Annotated in this window: 23 protein-coding genes; 12 read left to right on the top strand and 11 right to left on the bottom strand. The window is 68.9% G+C overall.

All coding sequences use genetic code 11. The features are described from left to right. Window positions 1-24 precede the first annotated feature (24 nt). The 6 genes from R9X44_RS12040 to R9X44_RS12015 all read left to right on the top strand — a co-directional run bounded on the left by R9X44_RS12040 (window position 25) and on the right by R9X44_RS12015 (window position 8,801). Window positions 25-1,380: a GH1 family beta-glucosidase gene (locus tag R9X44_RS12040; RefSeq protein ID WP_319814152.1), complete on the top strand. Its 1,356-nt coding sequence runs from the start codon at window positions 25-27 to the stop codon at window positions 1,378-1,380. Between the two features lie 60 nt (window positions 1,381-1,440). Beyond that, entirely contained in the window at window positions 1,441-3,975 is a 2,535-nt protein-coding gene (locus R9X44_RS12035; RefSeq protein WP_319814151.1) for a discoidin domain-containing protein, read from the top strand. A 377-nt stretch (window positions 3,976-4,352) separates the two neighbouring features. Beyond that, entirely contained in the window at window positions 4,353-5,447 is a 1,095-nt protein-coding gene (locus tag R9X44_RS12030) for a sugar ABC transporter substrate-binding protein (RefSeq protein ID WP_319814150.1), read from the top strand. A gap of 65 nt (window positions 5,448-5,512) precedes the next feature. Next, on the top strand, window positions 5,513-6,313 hold the full coding sequence (locus R9X44_RS12025; protein ID WP_319814149.1) for an ATP-binding cassette domain-containing protein: 801 nt from the start codon (window positions 5,513-5,515) through the stop codon (window positions 6,311-6,313). Then, window positions 6,310-7,557 (top strand): ABC transporter permease subunit, encoded by a 1,248-nt coding sequence (locus tag R9X44_RS12020; RefSeq protein WP_319814148.1) that lies wholly within the window; start codon window positions 6,310-6,312, stop codon window positions 7,555-7,557. The genes R9X44_RS12025 and R9X44_RS12020 overlap by 4 nt, the downstream gene beginning before the upstream one ends. A gap of 35 nt (window positions 7,558-7,592) precedes the next feature. Further along, entirely contained in the window at window positions 7,593-8,801 is a 1,209-nt protein-coding gene (locus tag R9X44_RS12015) for an ROK family transcriptional regulator (protein ID WP_319814147.1), read from the top strand. A gap of 316 nt (window positions 8,802-9,117) precedes the next feature. Here R9X44_RS12015 and R9X44_RS12010 read toward each other — a convergent pair whose 3' ends face one another. From R9X44_RS12010 to R9X44_RS11980, 7 genes are all read right to left on the bottom strand, one after another. Beyond that, complete coding sequence (locus R9X44_RS12010; protein ID WP_319814146.1) at window positions 9,118-9,549, bottom strand: hypothetical protein; 432 nt, start codon at window positions 9,547-9,549, stop codon at window positions 9,118-9,120. Between the two features lie 25 nt (window positions 9,550-9,574). Continuing rightward, complete coding sequence (locus R9X44_RS12005; protein ID WP_319814145.1) at window positions 9,575-9,733, bottom strand: hypothetical protein; 159 nt, start codon at window positions 9,731-9,733, stop codon at window positions 9,575-9,577. After that, the gene (amcB, locus tag R9X44_RS12000) at window positions 9,733-10,881 is read right to left on the bottom strand and encodes a cyclophane-forming radical SAM peptide maturase AmcB (RefSeq protein WP_319814144.1); all 1,149 of its coding nucleotides are present in this window, start codon (window positions 10,879-10,881) and stop codon (window positions 9,733-9,735) included. Before amcB ends, R9X44_RS12005 begins: the two co-directional genes overlap by 1 nt. 200 nt (window positions 10,882-11,081) lie before the next feature. Continuing rightward, the gene (locus tag R9X44_RS11995; protein WP_319814143.1) at window positions 11,082-11,945 is read right to left on the bottom strand and encodes a helix-turn-helix transcriptional regulator; all 864 of its coding nucleotides are present in this window, start codon (window positions 11,943-11,945) and stop codon (window positions 11,082-11,084) included. After that, window positions 11,938-12,462: a DUF6879 family protein gene (locus tag R9X44_RS11990; protein WP_319814142.1), complete on the bottom strand. Its 525-nt coding sequence runs from the start codon at window positions 12,460-12,462 to the stop codon at window positions 11,938-11,940. Before R9X44_RS11990 ends, R9X44_RS11995 begins: the two co-directional genes overlap by 8 nt. Beyond that, complete coding sequence (locus R9X44_RS11985) at window positions 12,431-12,706, bottom strand: hypothetical protein (RefSeq protein ID WP_319814141.1); 276 nt, start codon at window positions 12,704-12,706, stop codon at window positions 12,431-12,433. Before R9X44_RS11985 ends, R9X44_RS11990 begins: the two co-directional genes overlap by 32 nt. Before the next feature lie 370 nt (window positions 12,707-13,076). After that, a complete protein-coding gene (locus R9X44_RS11980) occupies window positions 13,077-13,871 on the bottom strand; it encodes a class II aldolase/adducin family protein (RefSeq protein ID WP_319814140.1) in 795 nt (264 codons plus the stop codon). Between the two features lie 150 nt (window positions 13,872-14,021). On the opposite strand from R9X44_RS11980, the gene R9X44_RS11975 reads away from it, so the two are divergent. Further along, a complete protein-coding gene (locus R9X44_RS11975) occupies window positions 14,022-14,924 on the top strand; it encodes an LLM class flavin-dependent oxidoreductase (protein ID WP_319814139.1) in 903 nt (300 codons plus the stop codon). Here the strand turns inward: R9X44_RS11975 and R9X44_RS11970 are convergent. The 3 genes from R9X44_RS11970 to R9X44_RS11960 form a co-directional block, all read right to left on the bottom strand. Continuing rightward, window positions 14,921-15,295, bottom strand: a complete 375-nt coding sequence (locus R9X44_RS11970) for a VOC family protein (protein WP_319814138.1) — start codon at window positions 15,293-15,295, stop codon at window positions 14,921-14,923. The two genes, R9X44_RS11975 and R9X44_RS11970, sit on opposite strands and share 4 nt — an antisense overlap. A gap of 401 nt (window positions 15,296-15,696) precedes the next feature. Next, window positions 15,697-16,422 carry a hypothetical protein gene (locus R9X44_RS11965; protein ID WP_319814137.1) on the bottom strand — a complete coding sequence of 242 codons (726 nt, stop codon included), beginning with the start codon at window positions 16,420-16,422 and terminating at the stop codon, window positions 15,697-15,699. An 11-nt stretch (window positions 16,423-16,433) separates the two neighbouring features. After that, the gene (locus R9X44_RS11960) at window positions 16,434-17,840 is read right to left on the bottom strand and encodes an aldehyde dehydrogenase family protein (protein WP_319814229.1); all 1,407 of its coding nucleotides are present in this window, start codon (window positions 17,838-17,840) and stop codon (window positions 16,434-16,436) included. A gap of 202 nt (window positions 17,841-18,042) precedes the next feature. Between R9X44_RS11960 and R9X44_RS11955 the strand changes: the two genes are divergently transcribed. Next, window positions 18,043-19,152: an alcohol dehydrogenase catalytic domain-containing protein gene (locus tag R9X44_RS11955; RefSeq protein WP_319814136.1), complete on the top strand. Its 1,110-nt coding sequence runs from the start codon at window positions 18,043-18,045 to the stop codon at window positions 19,150-19,152. A gap of 77 nt (window positions 19,153-19,229) precedes the next feature. On the opposite strand, the gene R9X44_RS11950 is transcribed toward R9X44_RS11955, so the two are convergent. Continuing rightward, the gene (locus tag R9X44_RS11950) at window positions 19,230-20,258 is read right to left on the bottom strand and encodes a LacI family DNA-binding transcriptional regulator (RefSeq protein ID WP_319814135.1); all 1,029 of its coding nucleotides are present in this window, start codon (window positions 20,256-20,258) and stop codon (window positions 19,230-19,232) included. A 308-nt stretch (window positions 20,259-20,566) separates the two neighbouring features. On the opposite strand from R9X44_RS11950, the gene R9X44_RS11945 reads away from it, so the two are divergent. From R9X44_RS11945 to R9X44_RS11930, 4 genes are all read left to right on the top strand, one after another. Continuing rightward, on the top strand, window positions 20,567-20,755 hold the full coding sequence (locus R9X44_RS11945; RefSeq protein WP_319814134.1) for a hypothetical protein: 189 nt from the start codon (window positions 20,567-20,569) through the stop codon (window positions 20,753-20,755). Window positions 20,756-20,977: 222 nt separating this feature from the next. Then, a complete protein-coding gene (locus tag R9X44_RS11940) occupies window positions 20,978-21,379 on the top strand; it encodes an MscL family protein (RefSeq protein WP_319814133.1) in 402 nt (133 codons plus the stop codon). Window positions 21,380-21,385: 6 nt separating this feature from the next. Then, window positions 21,386-21,691, top strand: coding sequence for a DUF3099 domain-containing protein (locus R9X44_RS11935; RefSeq protein WP_413774933.1), 306 nt, complete (start codon window positions 21,386-21,388; stop codon window positions 21,689-21,691). Between the two features lie 111 nt (window positions 21,692-21,802). Continuing rightward, window positions 21,803-22,231 (top strand): hypothetical protein, encoded by a 429-nt coding sequence (locus tag R9X44_RS11930; RefSeq protein ID WP_319814131.1) that lies wholly within the window; start codon window positions 21,803-21,805, stop codon window positions 22,229-22,231. The last annotated feature ends 259 nt before the right edge of the window (window positions 22,232-22,490 follow it).

The raw sequence follows: 22,490 nt of genomic DNA, 5'->3' as shown, positions 1-22,490 counted from the left end.
CCACTTCCTTAGGAGAGGTCTGCCTTGAACACCCCCCTTCCCGAAGGCTTCCTGTGGGGCGCGGCCACCGCCGCGTACCAGATCGAAGGCGCGGTGGACGTCGACGGACGCCTTCCGTCCATCTGGGACGACTTCTGCCGGGTGCCCGGCGCGATCGACGGCGGCGACACCGGCGACGTCGTCTGCGACCACTACCGGCGCTGGCCGGAGGACATCGCGCTGATGCGCGAACTCAACCTCGAGGCGTATCGCTTCTCCGTCGCGTGGCCCCGCGTCATCCCGACGGGCCGCGGCGCGGTGAACGCCAAGGGACTCGACTTCTACGACCGTCTTGTGGACGCGCTGCTTGAGGCCGGGATACGGCCGTTCGCGACGCTCTACCACTGGGACCTGCCTTCCGTGCTGCAGGACAAGGGCGGTTGGCCCGAGCGCGACACCGCGTATGCGTTCGCCGAATACGCCGAGGTCGTCGCGCGCCGCCTCGGCGACCGCGTGCAGGACTGGACGACGCTGAACGAGCCGCTGTGCTCGGCGTGGATCGGCCACCTCGAGGGCAGGTTCGCGCCCGGCGAGCGCGACATCACCCGCGCCGTCCACGCCTCGCACCACCTCCTGCTCGCGCACGGCCTCGGGATGCAGGCCGTGCGCGCCAACGCCGAGAAGCCCGCGCGGCTCGGCATCGTGCTCAACCCGAGCGGGATCGCGCCCGCGACCGACCGGCCCGAGGACGTCGCCGCCGCCAAGCGGATGGACGGCCACGTGAACCGCTGGTGGATGGACCCGACGAACGGACGCGGCTACCCGGCCGACATGGTCGAGGTGTACGGGGTCGAGCCGCCCGTCCACGGGGGCGACCTCGAACTCATCGGCGCGCCCGTCGACTACCACGGCGTGAACTTCTACTTCCGCCAGTTCATCGTGGACGACCCCGAGGGCCCCGCCCCGTACGCCCGTCAGGTCCCGGTCGAGGGCGCGAAGACCACGTCGATGGGCTGGGAGGTCTACGCGCAGGGCCTCACCGACGTCATCCTCCGCTTCAGCCAGGAGTACGGCGCGCGCAGCATCTACGTCACCGAGAGCGGCTCGGCCTGGAACGACACTGTCGCGCCCGACGGCTCGGTCCACGACCCCGAGCGGACCGCCTACCTGGAGGACCACCTGGAGGCCGTCGCGCGCGCGATCGCCGAGGGCGCGCCGGTGGACGGCTACTTCGCCTGGTCCCTCCTGGACAACTTCGAGTGGGCCAACGGCCTCGACAAGCGTTTCGGCCTCGTCCGGGTCGACTTCGAGACCCAGCAGCGGACCGTCAAGACAAGCGGCCGCCGCTACGCGGAGCTCATCGCCCAGCACCGCGCCACGCGAGGAGGGAGCAGCGCCTGACCAACCCGTTTCGCTTCGCTTCACCACCACCCCCCATTTGAATGTTGGGAGCGAAAGACGATGAAATTCCGATCCCTTGGGGTCGCCCTCGCGATGACGGCGGGTCTGCTCGCCGTCCCCGCGGCGGTCTCCCCGGCCGCGGCGGCGGAGGTCCTGCTCTCGCAGGGCAAGACCGCCACGGCCTCGTCCATCGAGAACGGCGCGATGCAGGCCGCGTACGCCGTTGACGGCGACCTCGGCACCCGCTGGTCGTCGGCGGCCTCGGACCCGCAGTGGCTCCAGGTCGACCTCGGCGCCAAAGCCGACATCTCCAAGGTGGCGCTCCGCTGGGAGGCCGCCTACGGCAAGGACTACAAGATCCAGGTGTCGGACGACGCCAACGCCTGGACCGACCTGAGGACCGTCACGAACGGGGACGGCGGCCTCGACGAGTTGACCGTGGACGGCGAGGGCCGCTACGTGCGCGTCCACGGCACCGCCCGGGGCACCGGGTGGGGCTACTCCCTCTGGGAGTTCCAGGTGTTCGGCGAGGAGCCGGGCGGCCCGCAGCAGCCGTGCGGCACCGCCAACGCCGCGCAGGGCAAGCCCGCCACCGCCTCGTCGGTGGAGAACGCGGGATACCCTGCGGGCAACGCCTTCGACGGCGACACCGGCACCCGCTGGTCGTCGGCCGCCTCCGACCCGCAGTGGGTCAGGGTGGACCTGGGCGAGTCCAAGAACATCTGCCGTGTGTCCCTGAACTGGGAGGGCGCGTATGGCAAGGACTTCAAGATCCAGGCGAGCGCCGACGGCAACACGTGGACCGACCTGAAGACCGTCACCGGGGGGACCGGCGGTCAGGCGAGCTACGACGTGTCGGGCCAGGGCCGCTATCTGCGGGTGCACGGGACCGCGCGCGGCACGGGTTACGGATACTCCCTCTGGGAGGTCACGGTGAACACGACGGGCGGCGGTGTCGTCGGCGGGGGAGACCTCGGCCCGAACGTCATCGTGGTCGACCCGTCGACGCCGAACCTGCAGCAGAAGTTCGACCAGGTCTTCGACCAGCAGGAAGACGCCCAGTTCGGCCAGGGCCGCTACCAGTTCCTGCTGAAGCCCGGGACGTACAACAACATCAACGCGCAGATCGGCTTCTACACCTCGATCTCCGGTCTCGGCCTCAACCCGGGCGACACCACGATCAACGGTGACATCACCGTCGACGCCGGCTGGTTCAACGGCAACGCCACCCAGAACTTCTGGCGGTCCGCGGAGAACATCCGGGTCAACCCGGTGAACGGCACCAACCGCTGGGCGGTGTCGCAGGCGGCTCCGTTCCGTCGGATGCACATCCAGGGCGGGCTCAACCTCGCCCCGTCCGGTTATGGCTGGGCCTCGGGCGGCTACATCGCCGACAGCAAGGTCGACGGCGTCGTCGGGCCGTACTCGCAGCAGCAGTGGTACACCCGCGACAGCCAGATCGGCGGCTGGCTGAACGGTGTGTGGAACATGGTGTTCTCCGGCGTGGAAGGCGCGCCGGGCAACAGCTTCCCCGAACCGCCCTACACCACCCTCAACACCACCCCGATCTCCCGGGAGAAGCCGTTCCTGTACCTCGACGGGAACGAGTACCGCGTGTTCGTGCCGAGCAAGCGGGACAACGCGCGCGGCGTCTCCTGGCCCAACACCCCTGGCAGCTCGCTGCCGCTGACCGACTTCTACGTGGTGAAGCCTGGCGCGACCGCGCAGACCATCAACGCCGCCCTCGCCCAGGGCCTGAACCTGCTGTTCACCCCGGGCATCTACCACGTGAACGAGACGATCAACGTCACCCGTCCGAACACCGTCGTGCTCGGCCTCGGCCTGGCGACGGTCATCCCCGACAACGGCGTGACGGCGCTGAAGGTGGCCGACGTCGACGGCGTCCGCCTCGCCGGATTCCTCATCGACGCGGGCACCACCAACTCCAACACCCTGCTCGAGGTGGGTCCGACCAACGCCTCCGCGGACCACGCGGCGAACCCGACGACCGTCCAGGACGTGTTCGTCAGGATCGGCGGCGAGCACGCCGGCAAGGCCACCACGAGCGTCGTGGTGAACAGCGACGACGTGATCGTCGACCACACCTGGGTGTGGCGCGCCGACCACGGTGAGGGCGTCGGCTGGGAGACCAACCGGGCCGACTACGGCGTCGTGGTGAACGGCGACGACGTCCTGGCGACTGGCCTGTTCGTGGAGCACTTCAACAAGTACGACACGATCTGGAACGGCGAGCGCGGAAGGACGATCTTCTACCAGAACGAGAAGGCGTACGACGCGCCCAACCAGGCGGCCATCCAGAACGGCGACATCAAGGGTTACGCGGCCTACAAGGTCGCCGACCACGTCGACCAGCATGAGGCATGGGGTCTCGGCTCCTACTGCAACTACACCTCCGATCCGAACATCCGGCAGGGCCACGGGTTCCAGACTCCCGTGAAGCCGGGCATCAAGTTCCACCACGTGATCGTGGTGTCGCTCGGCGGGATGGGTCAGTACGACCACGTCATCAACGACGTGGGCGCGCCGACCTCGGGAACCTCGACGATCCCGTCGCAGATCGTCTCCTACCCGTGACGGACTGATCAGGTGAAAACCGGGGCTTCCTGACCCGGACAACAGAACCACGGACCACCGTCCCCTCCCCGGGACGGTGGTCCGTGTTGGCTACAGCGGCCACGGACGAGGCCACCGCCCAAACCCGGGGCGGTGACCCCGTCCGTGCTGCGTTCGGCCAGGTAACGCCGGTGTTTCCTGATTGTTATCGCGAACAACAAAATCATGGGGCGGGGTGGTTGTCGCACGCGTCACAGTCGATTAAGTTGCAGCAAACAACATTCAAACCAGGTCGAAAGTCCGCGACCCGGACCTGCCCCTGGTTCAGCGCTGAACCCACCCCATATCCCCCTGGCTCGGCCCTCTACCGAGCCTTCCCCCGAAAGGACCCACGCATCATGCGCAAGGGGATCCTCACCCTCACCGCCACCATGGCCCTGCTCGGCAGCACCGTCGCGGCCTGTGGCGACGACTCCTCCACCGCCCCGGCCGACGGCGACAAGGCGGTCGGCAAGGTCGGCGTCATCCTGCCCGACAGCAAGTCCTCCGCCCGGTGGGAGACCGCCGACCGCAAGTACCTCAAGGAGGCGTTCGACGCCGCCGGTGTCGAGTCCGACATCCAGAACGCCCAGGGCGACAAGTCGAACTTCCAGACCATCGCCGACCAGATGATCACCAACGGCGCGAAGGTCCTGCTGATCGTCAACCTCGACAGCGGCACCGGCAAGGCCGTCATCGACAAGGCCAAGTCCCAGGGCGTCGCGGTCATCGACTACGACCGGCTCACCCTCGGCGGCGGCGCGGAGTACTACGTCTCCTTCGACAACACCGCGGTCGGCAAGCTCCAGGGTGAGGGCCTCGTCAAGTGCCTCACCGACCAGAAGGCCGAGAAGCCGATCGTCGCGCGCCTCAACGGCTCGCCGACCGACAACAACGCCACCCTGTTCGCCGCCGGTTACAACGGCGTCCTCCAGCCGAAGTTCGACTCCGGCGAGTACGTGGCGGGCCCGGACCAGTCCGTCCCGGACTGGGACAACACCAAGGCCGGCACCATCTTCGAGCAGATGCTGACCAGCGAGCCGAAGATCGGCGGCGTCCTGGCCGCCAACGACGGCCTCGGCAACGCCGCCATCGCCATCCTGAAGAAGCAGAAGCTGAACGGCCAGGTCCCGGTGACCGGCCAGGACGCCACCGTCCAGGGCCTGCAGAACATCCTCGCGGGCGACCAGTGCATGACCGTCTACAAGGCGATCAAGAAGGAGGCCGACGCGGCCGCCAAGCTCGCGATCGCGCTGGCCAAGGGCGAGAAGGGCGAGACCAACGGCACCACCAAGGACTCCGAGTCCGGCGCGGACGTGCCCTCGGTCCTCCTCGAGCCGCAGGCCATCTTCAAGGACAGCGTCAAGGACGTCGTCGCGGACGGCTTCGTGACCAAGGAAGAGCTCTGCACCGGTGACTTCGCGAAGGCGTGCACCGACGCGGGCGTCCAGTAACCGCCGATCCGGCACCGCCCCGGCCGCCCGTCACGGGCGGCCGGGGCCCATGTGAGGAGACCCCCATGACCGCGTCTGAGAACCAGGTCCCCGGCCCGGTGATCGAACTGCGTGGGATCGACAAGAGCTTCGGTCCCGTCCAGGTGCTGCACGGCGTCGACTTCGAGGTCCACGCCGGTGAGGTCACCGCGCTCGTCGGCGACAACGGCGCAGGCAAGTCAACCCTCGTCAAGTGCATCGGCGGCATCCACCCGATAGACTCCGGCGACTACCTCTTCGAGGGCAAGCCCGTCCACGTCGGCGGGCCTCGTGACGCGGCCGCGCTCGGCGTCGAGATCGTCTACCAGGACCTCGCACTGGCCGACAACCTCGACATCGTGCAGAACATGTTCCTGGGCCGCGAGAAGAAGAGCGGCCTCATCCTCGACGAGTACGCGATGGAGGAGCTCGCCGCGCAGACCCTCGCGGGCCTGTCCGTCCGTACCGTCAAGTCGGTCCGCCAGCAGGTGTCGAGCCTCTCCGGCGGCCAGCGCCAGACCGTCGCGATCGCCAAGGCGGTGCTGTGGAACAGCAAGGTCGTCATCCTTGACGAGCCGACCGCCGCGCTCGGCGTCGCACAGACCCAGCAGGTGCTCGAGCTCGTCCGCCGCCTCGCCGACAAGGGCCTCGCGGTCGTGCTCATCTCGCACAACATGAACGACGTGTTCGCGGTGTCCGACCGGATCGCCGCCCTCTACCTGGGCAAGATGGCCGCCCAGGTCAAGACCCGCGACGTCACGCACGCGCAGGTCGTCGAACTCATCACCGCGGGCCGCAGCGGCGACCTCGGGATCGCACAAGCCAACGGGAACGGAGCCAAGGCATGAGCGCCGTCGTGACCAAGCGGCCGGCCGAGGAGAGCACCGGGTCCCCGGTGAAGGAGATGGTCGGCGGCTACCTCGGCCGGGTCAAGGGCGGGGACATGGGCGCGCTGCCCGCGCTCATCGCCCTCGTGGCCCTGTGCGTGTTCTTCTGGGTCGCCCAGCCGATCTTCATGAGCACGAGCAACCTCGCCAACCTGTTCACCCAGGGCGCGGCGGGCATCGTCATCGCCATGGGCCTGGTCTTCGTCCTGCTGCTCGGCGAGATCGACCTGTCGGCGGGCTTCACCAGCGGCGTGTGCGCGGCGGTCCTCGCCGTCACCCTCACCCAACAAGGGTGGCCCTGGTACGCGGCCGTCGGCGCGGCGCTGATCGTCGGCGCGCTCATCGGCACGCTGCTCGGCACGATCGTGGTGAAGATCGGGATTCCGTCGTTCGTCGTGACGCTCGCGGCGTTCCTCGCCCTCCAGGGCGTGGCGCTGAAGATCATGGACAACGGCACCAACATCTCGATCTCCGACAAGACGATCGTGGCGATCTCCAACGACAACGTGCCGATCACCCTCGGCTGGGTCATCTTCGCCGTCGGCATCCTCGGCTTCGCCGCCGTCCAGCTCAGGCAGTTCACGACCCGGCGCAAGCGCGGGCTCGTCGGACAGAGCCTCGGGGCCGTGGTCGTCAAGGTCAGCGCGCTCGCCGTGGTCTGCGGCCTCGGCGTCTACTTCCTCAGCCTTGAGCGCAGCCGCAACCCCGCGTTCGCGTCCCTCAAGGGCATGCCGATCGTCGTGCCGCTGATCCTCGTGCTGCTCGTCGTGTTCACCTTCGTGCTGAACCGGACGTCCTTCGGCCGCCACATCTACGCGGTCGGCGGCAACCAGGAGGCGGCCCGCCGCGCGGGCATCAACGTCGACCGGATCAAGATCATCGCATTCGTGCTGTGCTCGGCGATGGCCGCGATCGGCGGCATCATCGCCGCGTCGCGCGCCAACTCCGTCGACCCGAACACCGGCGGCAGCGACGTGCTGCTCAAGGCCGTCGGCGCTGCCGTCATCGGCGGCACGAGCCTGTTCGGCGGACGCGGCCGCATGCTCGACGCGATCCTCGGCGGCATGGTCATCGCGGTCATCGACAACGGCATGGGCCTCATGGGGTACAGCGCGGGCACGAAGTTCATCGTGACAGGATTGGTCCTGCTGCTGGCGGCGGGCGTCGACGCCCTGTCCAGACGGCGATCACTGACCACACGGTGACCAGCGTCCGACCCTCCCCCTAAGGACCCCACCCGATGCGAGCCGCGCCCTCACCCGAGGAGATCCGCCGGCACAATCTGGGAACTCTGCTCAGGCACGTCCATCTGTCCGGCCCGGCGTCGCGCGCGGCGCTGGCCGAACGGATGGGGCTCAACCGCAGCACCATCATGGCGCTGACCTCGGACCTCACCGCCGCTGGCCTGGTGACCGAGGAACTGCCCAAGACGACGCGCAAAGCCGGGCGGCCGTCCCTGGTCGTCCGGCCCGAGTCCGACCGCGTGTACGTGCTGGCGTTGGACGTCGGCGCGGACCGGCTCGTCGTCGCACGGGTCGGGCTCGGCGGGACGGTTCTGGACCGTGCCGACGTGGTCGTCGCGCGGGATTCCCATGATGTCGACGACGTCGTCTCCGCGCTCGCGGCGGCCGGGCGGCGGCTTGTGCGCAATGCCGCCTCCGACGCGCTCTGCGTGGGGGTCGGCGTCGCGTTCTCCGGGATCGTCCGGCAGGAGGACGGGGTCGTCAGGCACGGGCCGAACATCGGCTGGGTCGACGTGCCGCTGGGGGCCGAGCTGACCCGTCGGATGGCGCTCGGGCTGCGGGTCTCGGTCGGCAACGACGCGAACCTCGCGGCGCTTGCCGAACGCGCGCGCGGCGCGGGCGCGGGCCTTGACGACATCATCTACCTGCACGGCGACGTCGGCATCGGCGGCGGCGTCATCGTCGGCGGCCGCCTGCTCGGCGGCGAGGGCGGCTACGGCGGCGAGATCGGCCACATGGTCGTCAACCCCGGCGGCCGCCCCTGCGGCTGCGGCTCCCGAGGCTGCCTGGAATCCGAAGCCGGCGAACTGGCCCTCATCGCCCTGTCCGGCCGCTCCACCGAGGGCACCTCCGGCCGCCGCGCCGTCGAACTCATCGTGGACGCCGCCGACCGCGGCGACGCCAAAGCCCGCGACGCCCTCCACCAAGTAGGCGACTGGCTAGGCTACGGCGTCGCGAACCTCATCAACATCTTCAATCCCAGCATGGTCATCTTCGGCGGCGTAATGCGCGAAATCTACATGGGCTCCGCCGCCCAAGTCCGCAGCCGCCTGGCCATCGACGGCCTAACCGCCGCCCGAGAATCCGTCCGCCTACGCACCTCAACCCTGGGCGAACAAGCCACCCTCATGGGCGCCGCCGAACTAGCCTTCACCGACGTCCTCACCGACCCCCTAGAAACCCTAACCAAGGCCCGCTCCCTCTAACCCCACCCCCCAGCGGGAAAGGACAAGCGCCCGATCGAGCGCTACTCCGCGCCTCCGGCGCTCCCCAGGACTCAGCCAACCGGGGCGGGGCTTTCCCCTTCCCCGCAGTCCCGAAGGGACTGCGGGGAACTCAGGACACGCGACTACGCGAGGGGCCGTGCCGACGCTGCTCTTCGGTCAGCAGCGGCCCGCCCGTCAACTCGGCCTCGGAGACCTGAACCGTCGAGCCCAGCCAGCGGGCCCCGCTCACCACCAGGAGCGTGAACTTCCTTTGGCCCCCGGGCCCCTTGAAACCGCCCGCACTCCTGGGGCCTCCTCATCGAGACCAGCGTGCCAGTTCTTCTTGGCTGGCGCGGTCGTCGTCCGGGACGAGGATGTCGAGTCGGGAGACGTCGGCCCCGAGGCCCTCGACCACGGGCAGGGTGGCCGCCATGATCCGCGTGAAGTGGCCTTGGCCGCGACGGCCGGGCCTGATGAAGATTTCGAGCTGATCCCACTCGTCGCGCAGGGTGAGCGTGACGCGGGCGATGTAGACCTGCTCCGACGTGTCGCACCACCAGTACTGATGCCGAGCATTGAGTACCGCGTCGTTGTTGAGGTTCTTGAGGAACTGTATAAAGTCGGCGCTATCGACGAGTTTGTCCGGGGTGAGGCCGCCATCCCCTTCGCCGTTCAGCGCTTCGAACTCCGCGATCGCCTCTTCGAAGGAATTGCGGTAGTAGCGATCAGGGCTGATCAGCGCAAGCATCGACGGCCTCTCGTCGGCGGGGAGCCTACTTGTCCTTGGACCAGTTGTACCACTTGCGATCGAACGTGAGGTTCGTTGTGCAGGTGCTGCCCCCGGTGAGCTGAAGGAGCAGCGACTCGGCCTCCGGCGTCGCGTCGCCGCTCTCCAAGTCGGCGAGCGGCGCGGCGAGATTGTTCGCGGTCATCAGTTCTCCTCTCTGGTTTGCTGGAAGTGGGCGTCGACGGCCGCCAGCGGGGCTTGGCGGGCGTTTTGGCAGTGATTTGTCTCGGTTGCGGTGAAGGTGCCGTGTTCGAAGTACCTGTTCGCGGCCGAGGCTCCCTTGCAGAAGTCCCAAAGAGCGCACTCGGTTTCGCAGGCCGCGAGCCCTCGCATGAACTCTTTGAGGTAGCTCAGGTGCGGGGCGCGGGCGAGCATCGAGGGCAGGGACTCGGTCAGGACGTTTCCGGCGACGAAGTCCCGGTGCTCCGGGGCGGTCATGCCGAGGAATTCAGGGGACAGTAGAACTGTGGTGCCGTCCCATCCGACCGCGGGGCCTGGTTCGTGCAGGCCCGCGAGCCACTGCGCCTTGCGCCCCGTACGGGACAGCAGCAGATAGCTGGAGAGCTGGGACAGTTCCCGGTACTGCGTGGTTCCACCGGTCGCCTGGTGGTGGTCGATGACCGCCCTCCAGAAATCGGTGGCCTCCTGAAGGCGCAGGAGAGGGCGTTCCACGTTGACGCCTTCACGTTCTTCCAGGTTGAAGGCGATCGTGACCGCCCCGAGGGTGTCGAGGAACTGCAACGTCGGGATCGGGTCGGCGATCGTCTCGGGCGACACGACGCTGATGACCGCGAAGGAGATGTCCTCGTCCTGAAGAGTCCGAATACCCTTCATGATCCGGTCGAAGGCGGGGCGGCCCGTCCAGTTGACCCGGTTGAGGTTCGCCGCCCGTGGCCCATCGATACTGACGCCGACGTGGAACCAGTAGTCGCGGAAGATCCGGCACCACTCGGGGGTGATCAGGGTGGCGTTGGTCTGTACCGAGTGAATGACGCGCTCGGCTTCGCGCAACTCCTCGAAAGGCTGAAGCAGGGCCTCGAACTTCTCTGTTCCCAGCATCAGCGGCTCACCGCCATGCCAGATCACCAGCACCGTGCCGGCATCACCCTGCTCAGCGATGCTGTCGGCGACCGCCTGGGCGACCTCGACACTCATCTCGTTACGCCGCGCTCGATGGGGCAGGTAGCAGTAGGCGCAGTTCAGGTTGCACGCCTCGGTCGGCTGAACCATCACCGCGAAGAACTTGTCTCGGACATAACGCCGGTAGAGGGCTTCGGTGTCCAGGATGGTCAAGTCGGGTGGCTTCACGAGCCGACCAGCCTTTCGCTTTCTGTTCCGATGGCCTCAGCGCCGCAGTCCCGGCCCACTCCTCTTGACCCCACGCACGGGAGGGAACCTGGAAGGGATCGATGATGTCGCCGGTACGCGCCGCCCTTCGGCGCGGATACGTCGATGCTCATGGGGCGACGCTAAGAGCCCACTCCGCGCAGCAGCTAGGAATTTTCCCGAGTTTGCGCGTATTGACTTCGCGCCGCCGTGATCAGGGCACGCGCGTCGTCGCCGTAGACCGCCATGTCGCGTAGCCGGCCGAACAGCTTGACGAAGAACGCCACTTCCTCCGTACGCCTCGTCCGAAATCCGCCGGACCACATCTCACTACGCACGAGCTGCTCGTCGAAAAGGTAGAAGCCCTCTCCCGCTCGAACGATCCTTCGTCGCCAAGGGGGGATGACACCGAGGGCGACGTTCGGGAGGCGCGTCGCTCGGATTAGGAACTCCATCTGTCCGATCATCACCGCATCGTCCCCGAACGCGTGCTCAAGCACCCCGTGCTCGATCACGAACGAGTAGTTGTTCAGCCCGGTTCCAGCCGTGACGAGATGCTGGCGTGCGAGCCGGGCATCGGCTGCGGCCTCTATATCGGCAACGGGCGTCCCGCGAAGCAGGGCACTGGTCGTCAGCGCCGCCACAAAGTAGGCGCGGGTCTGGAGGATGCCGGGCACAAGATTCGCTTCATAGGCCCGCAGTAGCCTCGTACCCTCGTAGAGCGGTGTGCTGCGTGACTGGATGTGAACCTGTCCTGCCCGGATCTCATCCCGGTACTCAACCCACATCTGTTCGATCTCGCGATGCCGGGCGATCAGCTCCGGAATCCGTTCTGGCACGCCACATGCCGTGCACCATGCTCGGATATCGTCCTCGGTCGGGTTCTGTCGACCGTGCTCAATCCGGGAGATCTTTGAATTGCGCATTCCAGACCGGGCCGCGAGGTCATTCCCGGTAAGCGAGGCATCCAGCCGTATTTCCTTGAGCCTGATTCCGAACGCCTTCTTGGCGGCGGTGGCACTGTCAGACACGTCCGGCTCGGGAATCTGCGCGGTACTCGTCGTAGGGAAGCGCCAACTCCCACGCGCTGGTAAATGCCGCAGTACAGCGATCAACTACAGCAGGGTCTTGGGTGAGCTGGATCTCTGCCCTCTGGTCTTCCCCGTCAAAGACGTTGAAGATCACGGCCTCGCCGTCCAGGACAAAGAAATCATTGCCGGGAAGAAAGACCGTAGATGCGAGACGCCGGGGAAGCCATCGCATGACTTCGCCTGCCTTGATCATGGGCTCGCTGGCCGCAAGGATGAACTTGTGATAACTCGAAAGAGGTTCGGAGACGACTTTCACCCGATGGGTCACCACGCCCGCTGCAATCCGCTCGGCAGCCCGATCCGCCATACCCTTTGCGGTAGCCGCGATCGACCGCCCCTCGCGCCATGCCGCAAATATCTCGGCGTCTATGCTGTAGTTGTCTCTCAGCTCCATCTTGCGGATGGATCGCGCGGTGCGCAACAACTCACTGCGCCGCTCCACCGAGATCAATTCCATAGCGCTCCTTGACATAAATCCGCACGACGAGGTCCATGAGTGGATCGGGGAATTCGCAGAAAGTCTCGTCTTCTGCCAGGGAGCGAAGTTGGGCAGCCACCCCTGGGCCGCGCCGCTTGCCCTGCCCGATCCAGGTCCCCCGATCTGTCCGGTAGAACGCCGGACAGTCGTCGTATTCTAGGCTGTCGGGATCCTTGCACACAAAGATGGCAATTAGATCGTCGCCGTCGTCAGGGGATTGCATCTGACTGCTTCCTCCGAGATCACAGGCTACCGAAACTCGTCGAACAAGCTTCTCCCTCGAACGCGCCCTGGGTCAAGCCCACCCAGAAGAACTGCGGAACTCGGGACGTAAGAGGCCCCGGCCCCACGCGCTTGGGTTCAAGAGGTCGTCGCGACCCAGTTGGGGGGCGTGATGGACTGGAAGGTCGGGGAGGACTCAGGGCCGACCACGCAAACGCTCGGCTGGGAAATCCCAACCGAGCGTCTCGCTAAGCTTCCGGCGACAGCCGACCAATCACCTCTGATGAAACGACCCCTTGATACTGCCCGCACGCGGGTAGGTTTTCGCCTTTTTCCAGCAGTCTGGGATGGCTTGCGAGGGAATTGGAGGGTTAGTTGAAGAGGTCGGGGTTTTCGCGGATTGTGTGGTCGGCTATGGGTTGGTAGTTGATCCAGGCGACCAGGTCGTTGCCCAACTGGGTTTGGGTGAGGACTGCGTTTTCGTGGGCGATGGGGACCGGGGTGCCGGCGGCTTCGGCCAGGAGTTGGACCTGGCATGAGCGCTCCATGGTGATGAACCACCAGGCGGCGGCGTCGACGGAGTCGCCCGCGGTGAGGAGGCCGTGGTTGCGGAGGATGACGGCCTTGGTGTCGCCGAGGGCGGCGGCGATGCGCTTGCCTTCTTCCAGGTCGGTGACGACGCCGGTGTAGTCGTCGAACAGGCCGTGGTCCTGGTAGAAGGCGCAGGCGTCCTGGGTGATGGGCTCCAGCTTGCGGCCGAGGGCGGACAGTGCGCGGCCGTAGGTGGAGTGGCTGTGCGCGGCGGCGACGACGTCGGGGCGGGCCTGGTGGACCTGCGAGTGGATCGCGAAGGCCGCCTCGTTCACCGGGTAACGCCCCTGGACGACCTGACCCTGGTGGTTGACCAGGATGAGGTCGCTGACCCTGATGTGCTTGAACGACATCCCGAACGGGTTCACCCAGAAGTGGTCGGTGTGCTCGGGGTCGCGGGCGGTGATGTGGCCGGCGACGCCCTCCTCGAACCCGAACCGTCCGAACGTGCGCAGCGCGACGGCGAGCCGTTCCTTGCGGTGCCGCCGTTCGTCCTCGACGTTGTCGAACGTCGGCGGGAACCGGTAGATCAGGTCCGTGGCCAGCTTGTTCAGGAAGTCTTCCTCCTGCGACATCCTCGGACTCCTTCGTCTGCGGGGTGGCGGACACCATCGGGTGGGGCCCTCCAATTGTCCGCCGCCCCGCGCGCTCCGGCAAGGGAGGTTCCCCCCGATGTCCACCAAATCCGAAACTTTTTCTAGATTCGCTTCTGCGATGATGGGCTGATGAACGTCGGGGTTGTGCTCTGGCCGGTGCACGAGTGGCCGGAGATGGGGCGGGTGTGGCAGCGGGCCGAGGAGCTCGGGTTCCACACCGGATGGCTTTACGATCATCTGGCCTGGCGGGGGCACAGCCCCTGGGACGAGGCCCTCACGTCGCTCGCGGCGGCCGCGGCGACGACGTCGCGGATCAGGCTCGGCACGCTGGTCACGTCGCCGAACTTCCGGCATCCGCTGCCCACCGCGCACGCGATCAAGACGCTCGACCGGATCAGCGGCGGCCGGATCACCGTCGGCGTCGGCGCGGGCGGCACCGGCCACACCTCCGACGGCGACGTCCTTGACGCCGAGTGGAGCCCGAAGCGCCGCGCCGACAGGTACGCCGAGTGGGTCGGCCAGCTCGACGCGCTGCTCACCGAATCACCCGTCACCGTGCGGGGCGAGTACTGGGCGGCCCGCGACGTCACCGTCGCGCCGGGGCTCGTCCAGCTGCCGCGGCCGCCGTTCTACGTGGCGGGGGAGGGGCCTCGCGGGATGCGTCTTGCGGTCCGGCACGGGCAGGGCTGGATCGCCAACCCCGCGAGCCCGGACGAGCCCGCGCTCCCGCTCGTGCGCTCCCGGATGGCCTGGCTCGCCGAGACCTGCGAGGCCGAGGGCCGCGACTTCAAGACCCTGCGCAAGCTCCTGCTCACCGGCTTCACCGCCGACCCCTGGACGAGTTCGCTCGCCGACTTCACCGAGCTGTACGAGGCATACGCCGACGCCGGCATCACCGACGTCGCCCTGCACTGGCCGCGTCCCGGCACCCCCTGGGCCGCCGACGACGACGTGTTCGCCGAGATCGCCCAGTTCTGCCGCGAACGCTCGGCCACGCCGGAGGACACAGCGCCGGAGGACACAGCCCCCTAGGCGCGCGGCGCGTAAGGGTCATATGTGCTGATCGTCCAGTGGTGTCCGGCCGGGTCGAGGACCGTGTAGTCGCGTCCCCCGTACCCGGTCGGGCGCGGCTCGTGCAGCACCCGCGCGCCCGCCGCCCGCGCGACCGCGTAGTGCGCGTCGAGGTCGGTGACGCGCACGATCAGCCACATCGGCGCGGGATCGTCCGACGCGATCGGCATGACGATCCCGCCGTCATGCAACGCGAGCTCGGCGTGCTGGACGCGCCCCGCCGAGTCCTCCACGAGCAGATGCGGCGCGAACCCCAACGCCTCGCACAGGAACGCGATCGCGCCGGACACGTCACGGTAGGGCACAACGGGATAGATGGCAGGCTTGCTCAACGGAACCGCACCTCCACGCCGTGTTCATCGGCCCGGACCGCGGTCCCGGGCCCGCCCGACGGGCCGAGCTCGAGGCGCCCGCGGTCCGGGCTGCGTTCATCGGCCCAGAACACGGGCGATCTGCGACCCGCGTTCCGGGCTGTGCTGCCCAGTACACGGCCGCTCGCGGTCCCGGTCCCGCCCTGCGGGCCGAGCTCGCGGCGCCCGTGGTCCGGGCTGTGTTCATGGGCCCAGTACAAGGGCGCTCGCGGTCCCGGTCCCGCCCGACGGGCCGAGCTCGGGGCGCCCGCGTTCCGGGCTGTGTTCCTCGACCGGGGACGCGGACGCTTCGGCAGCGGGTTCGTGCGTTCCAGGTTGGGTTTCTCGCAGGTTAAGCCAAACGCGTGCTCCGCGGCGGGAAGTCAGGCGAAGATCTGGCCGCAGACGAGCAGGCGGCTGAGTTCGAGCCACGGGATCTCGCCGAGTTCGCGCACCGGCGACGCCGACGGCCCGCCGTCGCGCGGCACCCGCGACCCGTCCGCGACGTCCCAGCCGCCGAACGTCCCGGCGACCGCGCACTCCAGATACGCGGCGGGGTCGAAGTTGCGCCACCGGGCGGGCGTGGCGCGCGGGCCGGAGCCGGGCGGGCGCGGCGCGGGCGCGACCCCGTCGACGTACTGGGCGGGCGAGGTGACGAAGTCCTCAAGGTCGGCGATCTGCGACAGCAGCACCTTCTCCCAGTCAGCCTGGATGAAGGGGTCGCCGTCGAACGTCAGGTCCTTGGCCGACCAGGCCGGGTCGAACGGCGGCGGCGGCGAACCGGCCGCCGCCGTGAACAGCGCGCCGACCTGGTCGGCCTCGAGCCCGTGCTCGTGCCGCAGCGCCGAGCCGACCTTCCACAGCGAGCGCAGCAGCGCCGACAGCGACCAGGACGCCGCGCGGGCGTCCCGGCCGATGCGCAGCAGGTGCAGGTACATGTCGCGGTTGGTGGCCAGCTGCGGTTCCTCCGGGCCGTCGACCCAGTACATCTGCTTGTGCGGGACTCCGCTCTCGAACGTCAGCACCTGGGCGAGCGCGGACACCCTGCTCTGGTGTCTGGCGACCCGCACCTGATTTCCGTTGTCGTCCTGCCTCAGCACGTCCCACATAACGACAGAATTTACAGCTTGGCGCGGTGTCGGACTTGCACCTCGGTGAACCCTTCGAGCCCCCAGGGCCCGTTCTCGGTGCCGACGCCGCTCCAGCCGAACCCGCCGAACGGCTGGCCCGGGTGCAGCGCGAGGTGCGTGTTGACCCACGCGGTGCCGCACTCCAGCGACGACGCCACCTCGTACGCGCGGTCCTCGTCCGCGCTCCAGACCGAGCCGCCGAGCCCGAAGTGCGTCCCGTTCGCCCGCTCGACGGCCTCCTCGACCGACGCGTAGCGCACGATCGGCAGCGCGGGGCCGAACTGCTCCTCGTCCACGATCGCGAACCCGTCGGACGCGCCCGCGATGATGGTCGGCTCGTGGAAGTACCCGGGCCCGTCGACCGCCTTGCCGCCGGTCACCGCGGTCGCGCCGCGCGCCAGGGCGTCGGCGACGAGCTCGGCGACGCGGTCGCGCTGCGGCGCGTTGTTCAGCGGCCCGAGCCGCACCCCCTCGACGGTCCCGTCGCCGACCTTGGCCTCGCGCGCGCACGCCGCGATCGCCTCGACGAGCTCGTCGTGCAGGTTGTCGGGCACGTAGACGCGCTTGACGGCCGAGCAGATCTGCCCGTTGTTGAGGAACGCCTGGTCGAACAGCTTCGGCCCGACCACGGCCGGGTCGGCGTCGGGAAGGACGATCGCCGGGTCGTTGCCGCCCAGCTCGAGCGTCACGCGCTTGAGGTCGTCGGCGGCGGAGGCGGCGACCCGCTTGCCCGTCGCGACGCTGCCGGTGAAGCTCACCTTGCGCGGCACGGGGTGCGCGGTCATGCGCGCGCCGAGCGGGTCGCGTCCGCTGACCACGTTGAGCACGCCCGACGGCAGCACGTCCGCCAGCAGTTCGCCGACGGCGAGGGTGGTGAGCGGCGTGTAAGGCGACGGCTTCAGCACCATCGTGTTCCCGGCGAGCAGCGCGGGCGCGATCTTCCAGCACGCGAGCATCAGCGGGAAGTTCCACGGGGTGATCGCCGCGACCACGCCCATCGGCCGCCGGACGACCTCGACGCGCGCGGCGGCGTCGTCGCGGATGACGTCGTGCGGGATCGCCATGTCGGCGTGGTGCTTCAGCCAGTAGCCCGCGCCGAACACCTCGGCGGCGGCCTCGCCGAGCGGCTTGCCCTGCTCGGCCGTCAGGACGGGGGCGAGTTCCTGCGCCTTGGCCATCAGCAGGTCGCCCGCCGCGTGCAGGGCGGCGCGGCGCGCGGCGAGGTCGTCCTTCCAGCCCCGATAGGCGGTCCGCGCCGACTCGAACGCGGCGTCGAGCTGCTCGGCCGAGCAGTCAGGCGCCTGCGCGTACACCTGCCCGGTCGCCGGATTCACCACGTCGAAGGCACCCTCGCCCTTGACGCTCTCCCCACCGATCGTCATGCCGTACTGCGTCATGTCCACCCACCGAATCCGATTCTGGTTTCCCGCCCATTCTGCCCCGGACCCCCTGTGCCGCGTCACCCCGGGCCGGGGGTTTTCTGGGGGGTGCCGCCCGGTGTCGCGTACGCTCCGATCCCGGAACGCGGGAGTCCCGGTGCCGGGCGCGCCGGAACGCCCGCGTCTGAGGTGGAATGTCGTGACGAGGGAGCGGGGTCGGATGACGGTCATCACCGGGGCGGTGCTCGAGGAGATCGGGGCGGCGCGGCCGTACGGGCGGTCACGGCCGATCAGGGTGGGCGAGCTGCGGCTCGACCCGCCGGGACCCGGCGAGGTGCTCGTGCGGATCGAGGCGGCAGGGGTGTGCCACTCGGACCTTTCGGTCGTCAACGGGCATCGGGTGCGGCCGGTGCCGATGCTGCTCGGGCACGAGTCGGCGGGGCGGGTCGAGGGCGTCGGCGCGGGCGTGACGGATCTGACGGCCGGGCAGCGCGTGGTGATGGCGTTCCTGCCGCGCTGCGGCGAGTGCCGCGCCTGCGCGACCGACGGCCGGATGCCCTGCACGCCCGGCTCGGCCGCCAACGGGGCGGGGACGCTGCTCGGCGGCGCGCGGCGGCTGTCGCGCGACGGGCACGAGGTCCACCACCACCTGGGCGTCTCGGGGTTCGCGACGCACGCCGTGGTGGACCGCAGGTCGCTCGTGCCGGTCGACGACGACGTGCCCGCCGACGTCGCCGCCGTCCTCGGCTGCGCGGTGCTCACCGGGGGAGGCGCGCTGCTGAACGCGGCGCGGCCGGGCCCCGAGGACACCGTGGCGGTCGTCGGGCTCGGCGGGGTCGGGATGGCCGCGCTGCTGACCGCGCGGGCCCTGGGCGTCGCCAGGGTCGTCGGGATCGACGCGGTGCCCGCCAAGCTTGAGCGGGCCACGGAACTAGGCGCGGACGCCGTCTACACCCCGGCAGACGCCCTGGCCTCCGGAATCCGCCCCGACATCGTGGTGGAGGCGGCAGGGCACCCCGCCGCGTTCGAGACCGCGGTGAAGATCACCGCCCCCGGCGGCACGACGGTGACGGTCGGCCTGCCCGCCCCCGGCGCGACCTCCGCCATCGAACCCCTCACCCTGACGGCCGAGGCCCGCACGATCATCGGCTCCTACCTCGGCTCCGCCGTCCCCTCCCGCGACATCCCCATCTATGCCCAGATGTGGCGCGAAGGCCGCCTCCCGGTCGAAGAACTCATCTCCTCACGTATCCCCCTCAGCGAGATCAACGAGGCGATGGACACCCTCGCCGACGGCCTCGCCATCCGCCAGATCATCACCTTCGACTGAGCCCTCACCCGCAAAGGTCAGGGGGACGAGGTGAGCCCGCACCCTCAGGGGTCAGGGGTGGAGGTGAACCCTCACCCTCAGAGGTCATGGGGGAGGGAGGTGGAGTCGCGGATGATGAGTTCGTGGCCCATGAGGATCGAGGGGGCTTCGGGTTGCGGGGGGTCGAGGAGGAGGCGGCCGACGGCCCTGCCCTTCTCGGTCTTGGGCTGGCGGATCGTGGTGAGGCCCGCGTCGGCCGCGCCGGGGATGTCGTCGAAGCCCGTCACCGAGAGGTCGGCGGGGACGGTGAGGCCGGCCTCGTCGGCGGCGCGGAGCGCGCCGAGCGCCATCAGGTCGGTGGTGGCGAGGATGGCGGTCGGGCGCGGGTCGAGGGCGAGGAGCTCCTGGGCCGCCGCGTGGCCGCCGTCGCGGGAGTGCAGGGTCCTGACGACGGGGACGTCGGCCCAGTCGACGCCGAACTCGGCGGCCGCCTCACGGAACCCGGCGAGCCGCGCCGCGACCGCGCCCGACGTCCCCGCCGCGTCGAGGTCGGGGTCGGCGAAGCCGTGGTGGATCACGCCGAGCCGCCGGTGCCCGAGGCTGAGCAGGTAGGACGCCAGCCGACGGGCGGCGGCCCTGTCGTCTATCCCGACGAAGGGCACACCCTCGATGCGCGGCTCCCCGGCGATCACATAGGGCAGCCGACGCTGCCGCAGCGCCTCAAGCGCCGGGTGGCCCTCGTACAGGCAGAACGCGACGAACCCGTCGACGATCGCCTCGCGCACCGACGCGTCGGCGGACGCGTCGTCGGGCCAGGTCATCAGCAGCAGGCTCGTGGACGACGGTTCCGCGACCTCCGCCAGGCCGCGCAGGAACGCCGTCGCGTACGGGTCGGTGAAGGCGTAGGAGATCTCCTCGGTCAGGACGACGCCGAGCACCCCCGCCCTGCCGCGCCGCAGCGTGCGCGCGGCGGGGTCGGGCCCGGCGTAGCCCATCCGTTCGGCGGTGTCCAGGATTCTGCGCCGCAGCTCGGGGTTGAGCTGGTCCGGCCGGGAGAACGCGTTGGACACGGTCGTCCGTGACACGCCGACCTCGTCGGCGATCGTCTTCAGTGTGACGCGTGCCATGCGCGAGATCCTATTTTCGCGTTGATTCAAGGCACAACCGGGACTACTCTGAACTTGTCTGAATCGATCCAGAAGCGAGACCCCGGAGCACAACCCGGACAGGTTACGCGAAGGGTCGGATTCAGGCCCGTGAGCCCGCCGCCTCGTTGCGGCGTCCGGAGCGAGACCCCATGGGGATGGGGGCCCGCTCCCGTGAGGCCGGCGGACGACCCCCAGGGGTGGGGAGGTCGTCCGCCGGCCGCTTTTTATTGGGGTTGCCCGCCGCCGTCCCGTTCCGGCAGGGTTGCCCCGAAGGGGGAGAGCACCACATGTCGCAGACCGAAGACGAGAAGACCGAGACCGCAAGGACGGGCACCGCCGAGCCGACGGCCCCCGCCGCGCCCCGCCCGGTCCCGGCCGACGCCCCGCCGCCCGAGCCGCGCCCGTCCCGCTGGCTCCGCCTCACCCCCCGCCCGGCCCCCGCGACCCCCCACGACACCTCGGGCGCCGACGGCTGAGCCCCCTTCCTTTCCAATCGGGTCACGACCTCCAGCGCACCCCTTTGGCCCCTTTAGTCTTCTCCTTTAACAAACAGACGTGTTCGGGCCCCCGCACGCCACAGCAACCCCCTCGCGGCCACCAGCACCACGGCCGAGAGCCTGCAAGCGAAGTGACGTGGTGCGGGCAGCCGAGGCTTGTTAGCGCCCGAACCCGGAGCGACGAAGGAGCGACCAACAAGCATGTCCGGGTTGAAGAGCTTTCTGCTGCGCGGCAATCTCGTGCAGCTCGCGGTCGCCGTGGTCGTCGGCGCGCAGTTCGGGGCGCTGGTCACCCAGTTCGTGAAGTCGTTCATCGACCCGCTGCTGGCGCTGGTCGGCGGCAACCCGAACCTCGACTACCTGGTGTTCACGATCGGTGACACGAAGTTCCCCTATGGCACGTTCATCTCGGTGACGATCACGTTCATCATCTCCGCGACGGTCGTGTACTTCGTGCTCGTCGCGCCGATGGCGAAGCTGCTCGCGTACCTGGACCGGGGCAAGGAGGCGACGGAGCGCGACTGCCCGGCGTGCCTGAGCGCGGTCCCGGTCAAGGCGGTCCGCTGCAAGTACTGCACGTCGGAGCTGCAGCCCGTCGCCTGATCCGCTATGCCCCGGTTTGGGGTTCACGTGGGGTGCGGCAAGGGCTGCGCGGCGTACCGTGAAGGCATGGAGGCACGTAAGAGGCGGTATCTCATCCTGATGGGCGCGTGTGTGGCCCTGTTCGTGCTCGCGTGGATCGTCGCGCTCTTCTCCGGGCCGCTCGCCGTGGTCCTGGCGTTGATCGCCTGTGTCTTCCCGCCCGTGGCGGTGCTCGTGGCGAACAACGCGGAGGAAGACGACGACCGGACGGATTGGGACGACGACCTCGACCAGTGGGCCGAACAGGAGTCCGAGCGGCTGATCAACCGCTGACGCCGGGACCGTCCGGATTCTCCGGAAAGTCTGGATAGCTGGGTGATCGACCTGTTAACAATGTCCTCCGGGGCGCGATCAACGCGCCCCGGAACGGACGGTGGTCGAACGGTGCGGCACGCGCTCGGATTCCTGCTGGGGATCGTCCTTGTCCCGGTCCTCGCCTACGGCATGGCCTGGGGGTATGAGCGCGCGAGCGCGTCGGTGAACCACCTCGACCTGACGATCGCCGACACCACCCAGTTCTACGGGGCCTTCGCGACGATGGGGGCGGTCGGCCTGATCGTCGGGATCGTGATGATGGCGCGGTGGGCGTCGCCGTTCGTTTCGCTGTTCCCGGCCGTCGCCTACCTGTACTGGAGCGGCTGGTATCTGGTCGAGCCCGTCAAGGCCGCGGCGCTGGTGACGCGCATCCCGCCGGGCGGCTCCCTCGACACCGCACTTCAGGGCCTGCTCGCCTCGGGTTTTTTCGCCCTCGCCGGATTCGCCCTGATCGTCCCGATGTGGACCCCGGGCCGCTGGCGCAGATACCAGGACTGACCTGTCCGGAGTGTACCCGCACGTGCCTGACGTGCCTGGTGCCGTGTTAGTCCGATGTTGCGGCGTTGTCTGCTGTTCAAGCCCATCTGTCTCGAATGGCGAGACACGGTTGCATTTACTACTTAACATGTAGGAAATTAGGACTTAGCCGCCGGTGGGCGCACGCCGGCGTCCTTCGCCGTCCCGAGGCAGGTTCCGGGAGGGCTCCCCCCGCGATCACGCGGTCAACGCCCCCGGCCTCCGGGGGCGAACAGGGTTG

This window comes from Actinocorallia sp. A-T 12471 (assembly GCF_033875155.1).
GTDB lineage: Bacteria > Actinomycetota > Actinomycetes > Streptosporangiales > Streptosporangiaceae > Actinocorallia.
The sequence above is the reverse complement of the archived record's forward strand: the minus strand, read 5'-3'. Positions and strand labels throughout refer to the sequence as shown.

Coding starts and splice junctions, on each gene's coding strand:
- R9X44_RS12035 (WP_319814151.1), top strand. CDS start 1,441: ATGAAATTCCGATCCCTTGGGGTCGCCCTCGCGATGACGGCGGGTCTG.
- R9X44_RS12030 (WP_319814150.1), top strand. CDS start 4,353: ATGCGCAAGGGGATCCTCACCCTCACCGCCACCATGGCCCTGCTCGGC.
- R9X44_RS12025 (WP_319814149.1), top strand. CDS start 5,513: ATGACCGCGTCTGAGAACCAGGTCCCCGGCCCGGTGATCGAACTGCGT.
- R9X44_RS12020 (WP_319814148.1), top strand. CDS start 6,310: ATGAGCGCCGTCGTGACCAAGCGGCCGGCCGAGGAGAGCACCGGGTCC.
- R9X44_RS12015 (WP_319814147.1), top strand. CDS start 7,593: ATGCGAGCCGCGCCCTCACCCGAGGAGATCCGCCGGCACAATCTGGGA.
- R9X44_RS12010 (WP_319814146.1), bottom strand. CDS start 9,549: ATGCTTGCGCTGATCAGCCCTGATCGCTACTACCGCAATTCCTTCGAA.
- R9X44_RS12005 (WP_319814145.1), bottom strand. CDS start 9,733: ATGACCGCGAACAATCTCGCCGCGCCGCTCGCCGACTTGGAGAGCGGC.
- R9X44_RS11990 (WP_319814142.1), bottom strand. CDS start 12,462: ATGGAATTGATCTCGGTGGAGCGGCGCAGTGAGTTGTTGCGCACCGCG.
- R9X44_RS11985 (WP_319814141.1), bottom strand. CDS start 12,706: ATGCAATCCCCTGACGACGGCGACGATCTAATTGCCATCTTTGTGTGC.
- R9X44_RS11980 (WP_319814140.1), bottom strand. CDS start 13,871: ATGTCGCAGGAGGAAGACTTCCTGAACAAGCTGGCCACGGACCTGATC.
- R9X44_RS11975 (WP_319814139.1), top strand. CDS start 14,022: ATGAACGTCGGGGTTGTGCTCTGGCCGGTGCACGAGTGGCCGGAGATG.
- R9X44_RS11965 (WP_319814137.1), bottom strand. CDS start 16,422: ATGTGGGACGTGCTGAGGCAGGACGACAACGGAAATCAGGTGCGGGTC.
- R9X44_RS11960 (WP_319814229.1), bottom strand. CDS start 17,840: ATGACGCAGTACGGCATGACGATCGGTGGGGAGAGCGTCAAGGGCGAG.
- R9X44_RS11955 (WP_319814136.1), top strand. CDS start 18,043: ATGACGGTCATCACCGGGGCGGTGCTCGAGGAGATCGGGGCGGCGCGG.
- R9X44_RS11950 (WP_319814135.1), bottom strand. CDS start 20,258: ATGGCACGCGTCACACTGAAGACGATCGCCGACGAGGTCGGCGTGTCA.
- R9X44_RS11945 (WP_319814134.1), top strand. CDS start 20,567: ATGTCGCAGACCGAAGACGAGAAGACCGAGACCGCAAGGACGGGCACC.
- R9X44_RS11940 (WP_319814133.1), top strand. CDS start 20,978: ATGTCCGGGTTGAAGAGCTTTCTGCTGCGCGGCAATCTCGTGCAGCTC.
- R9X44_RS11935 (WP_413774933.1), top strand. CDS start 21,386: ATGCCCCGGTTTGGGGTTCACGTGGGGTGCGGCAAGGGCTGCGCGGCG.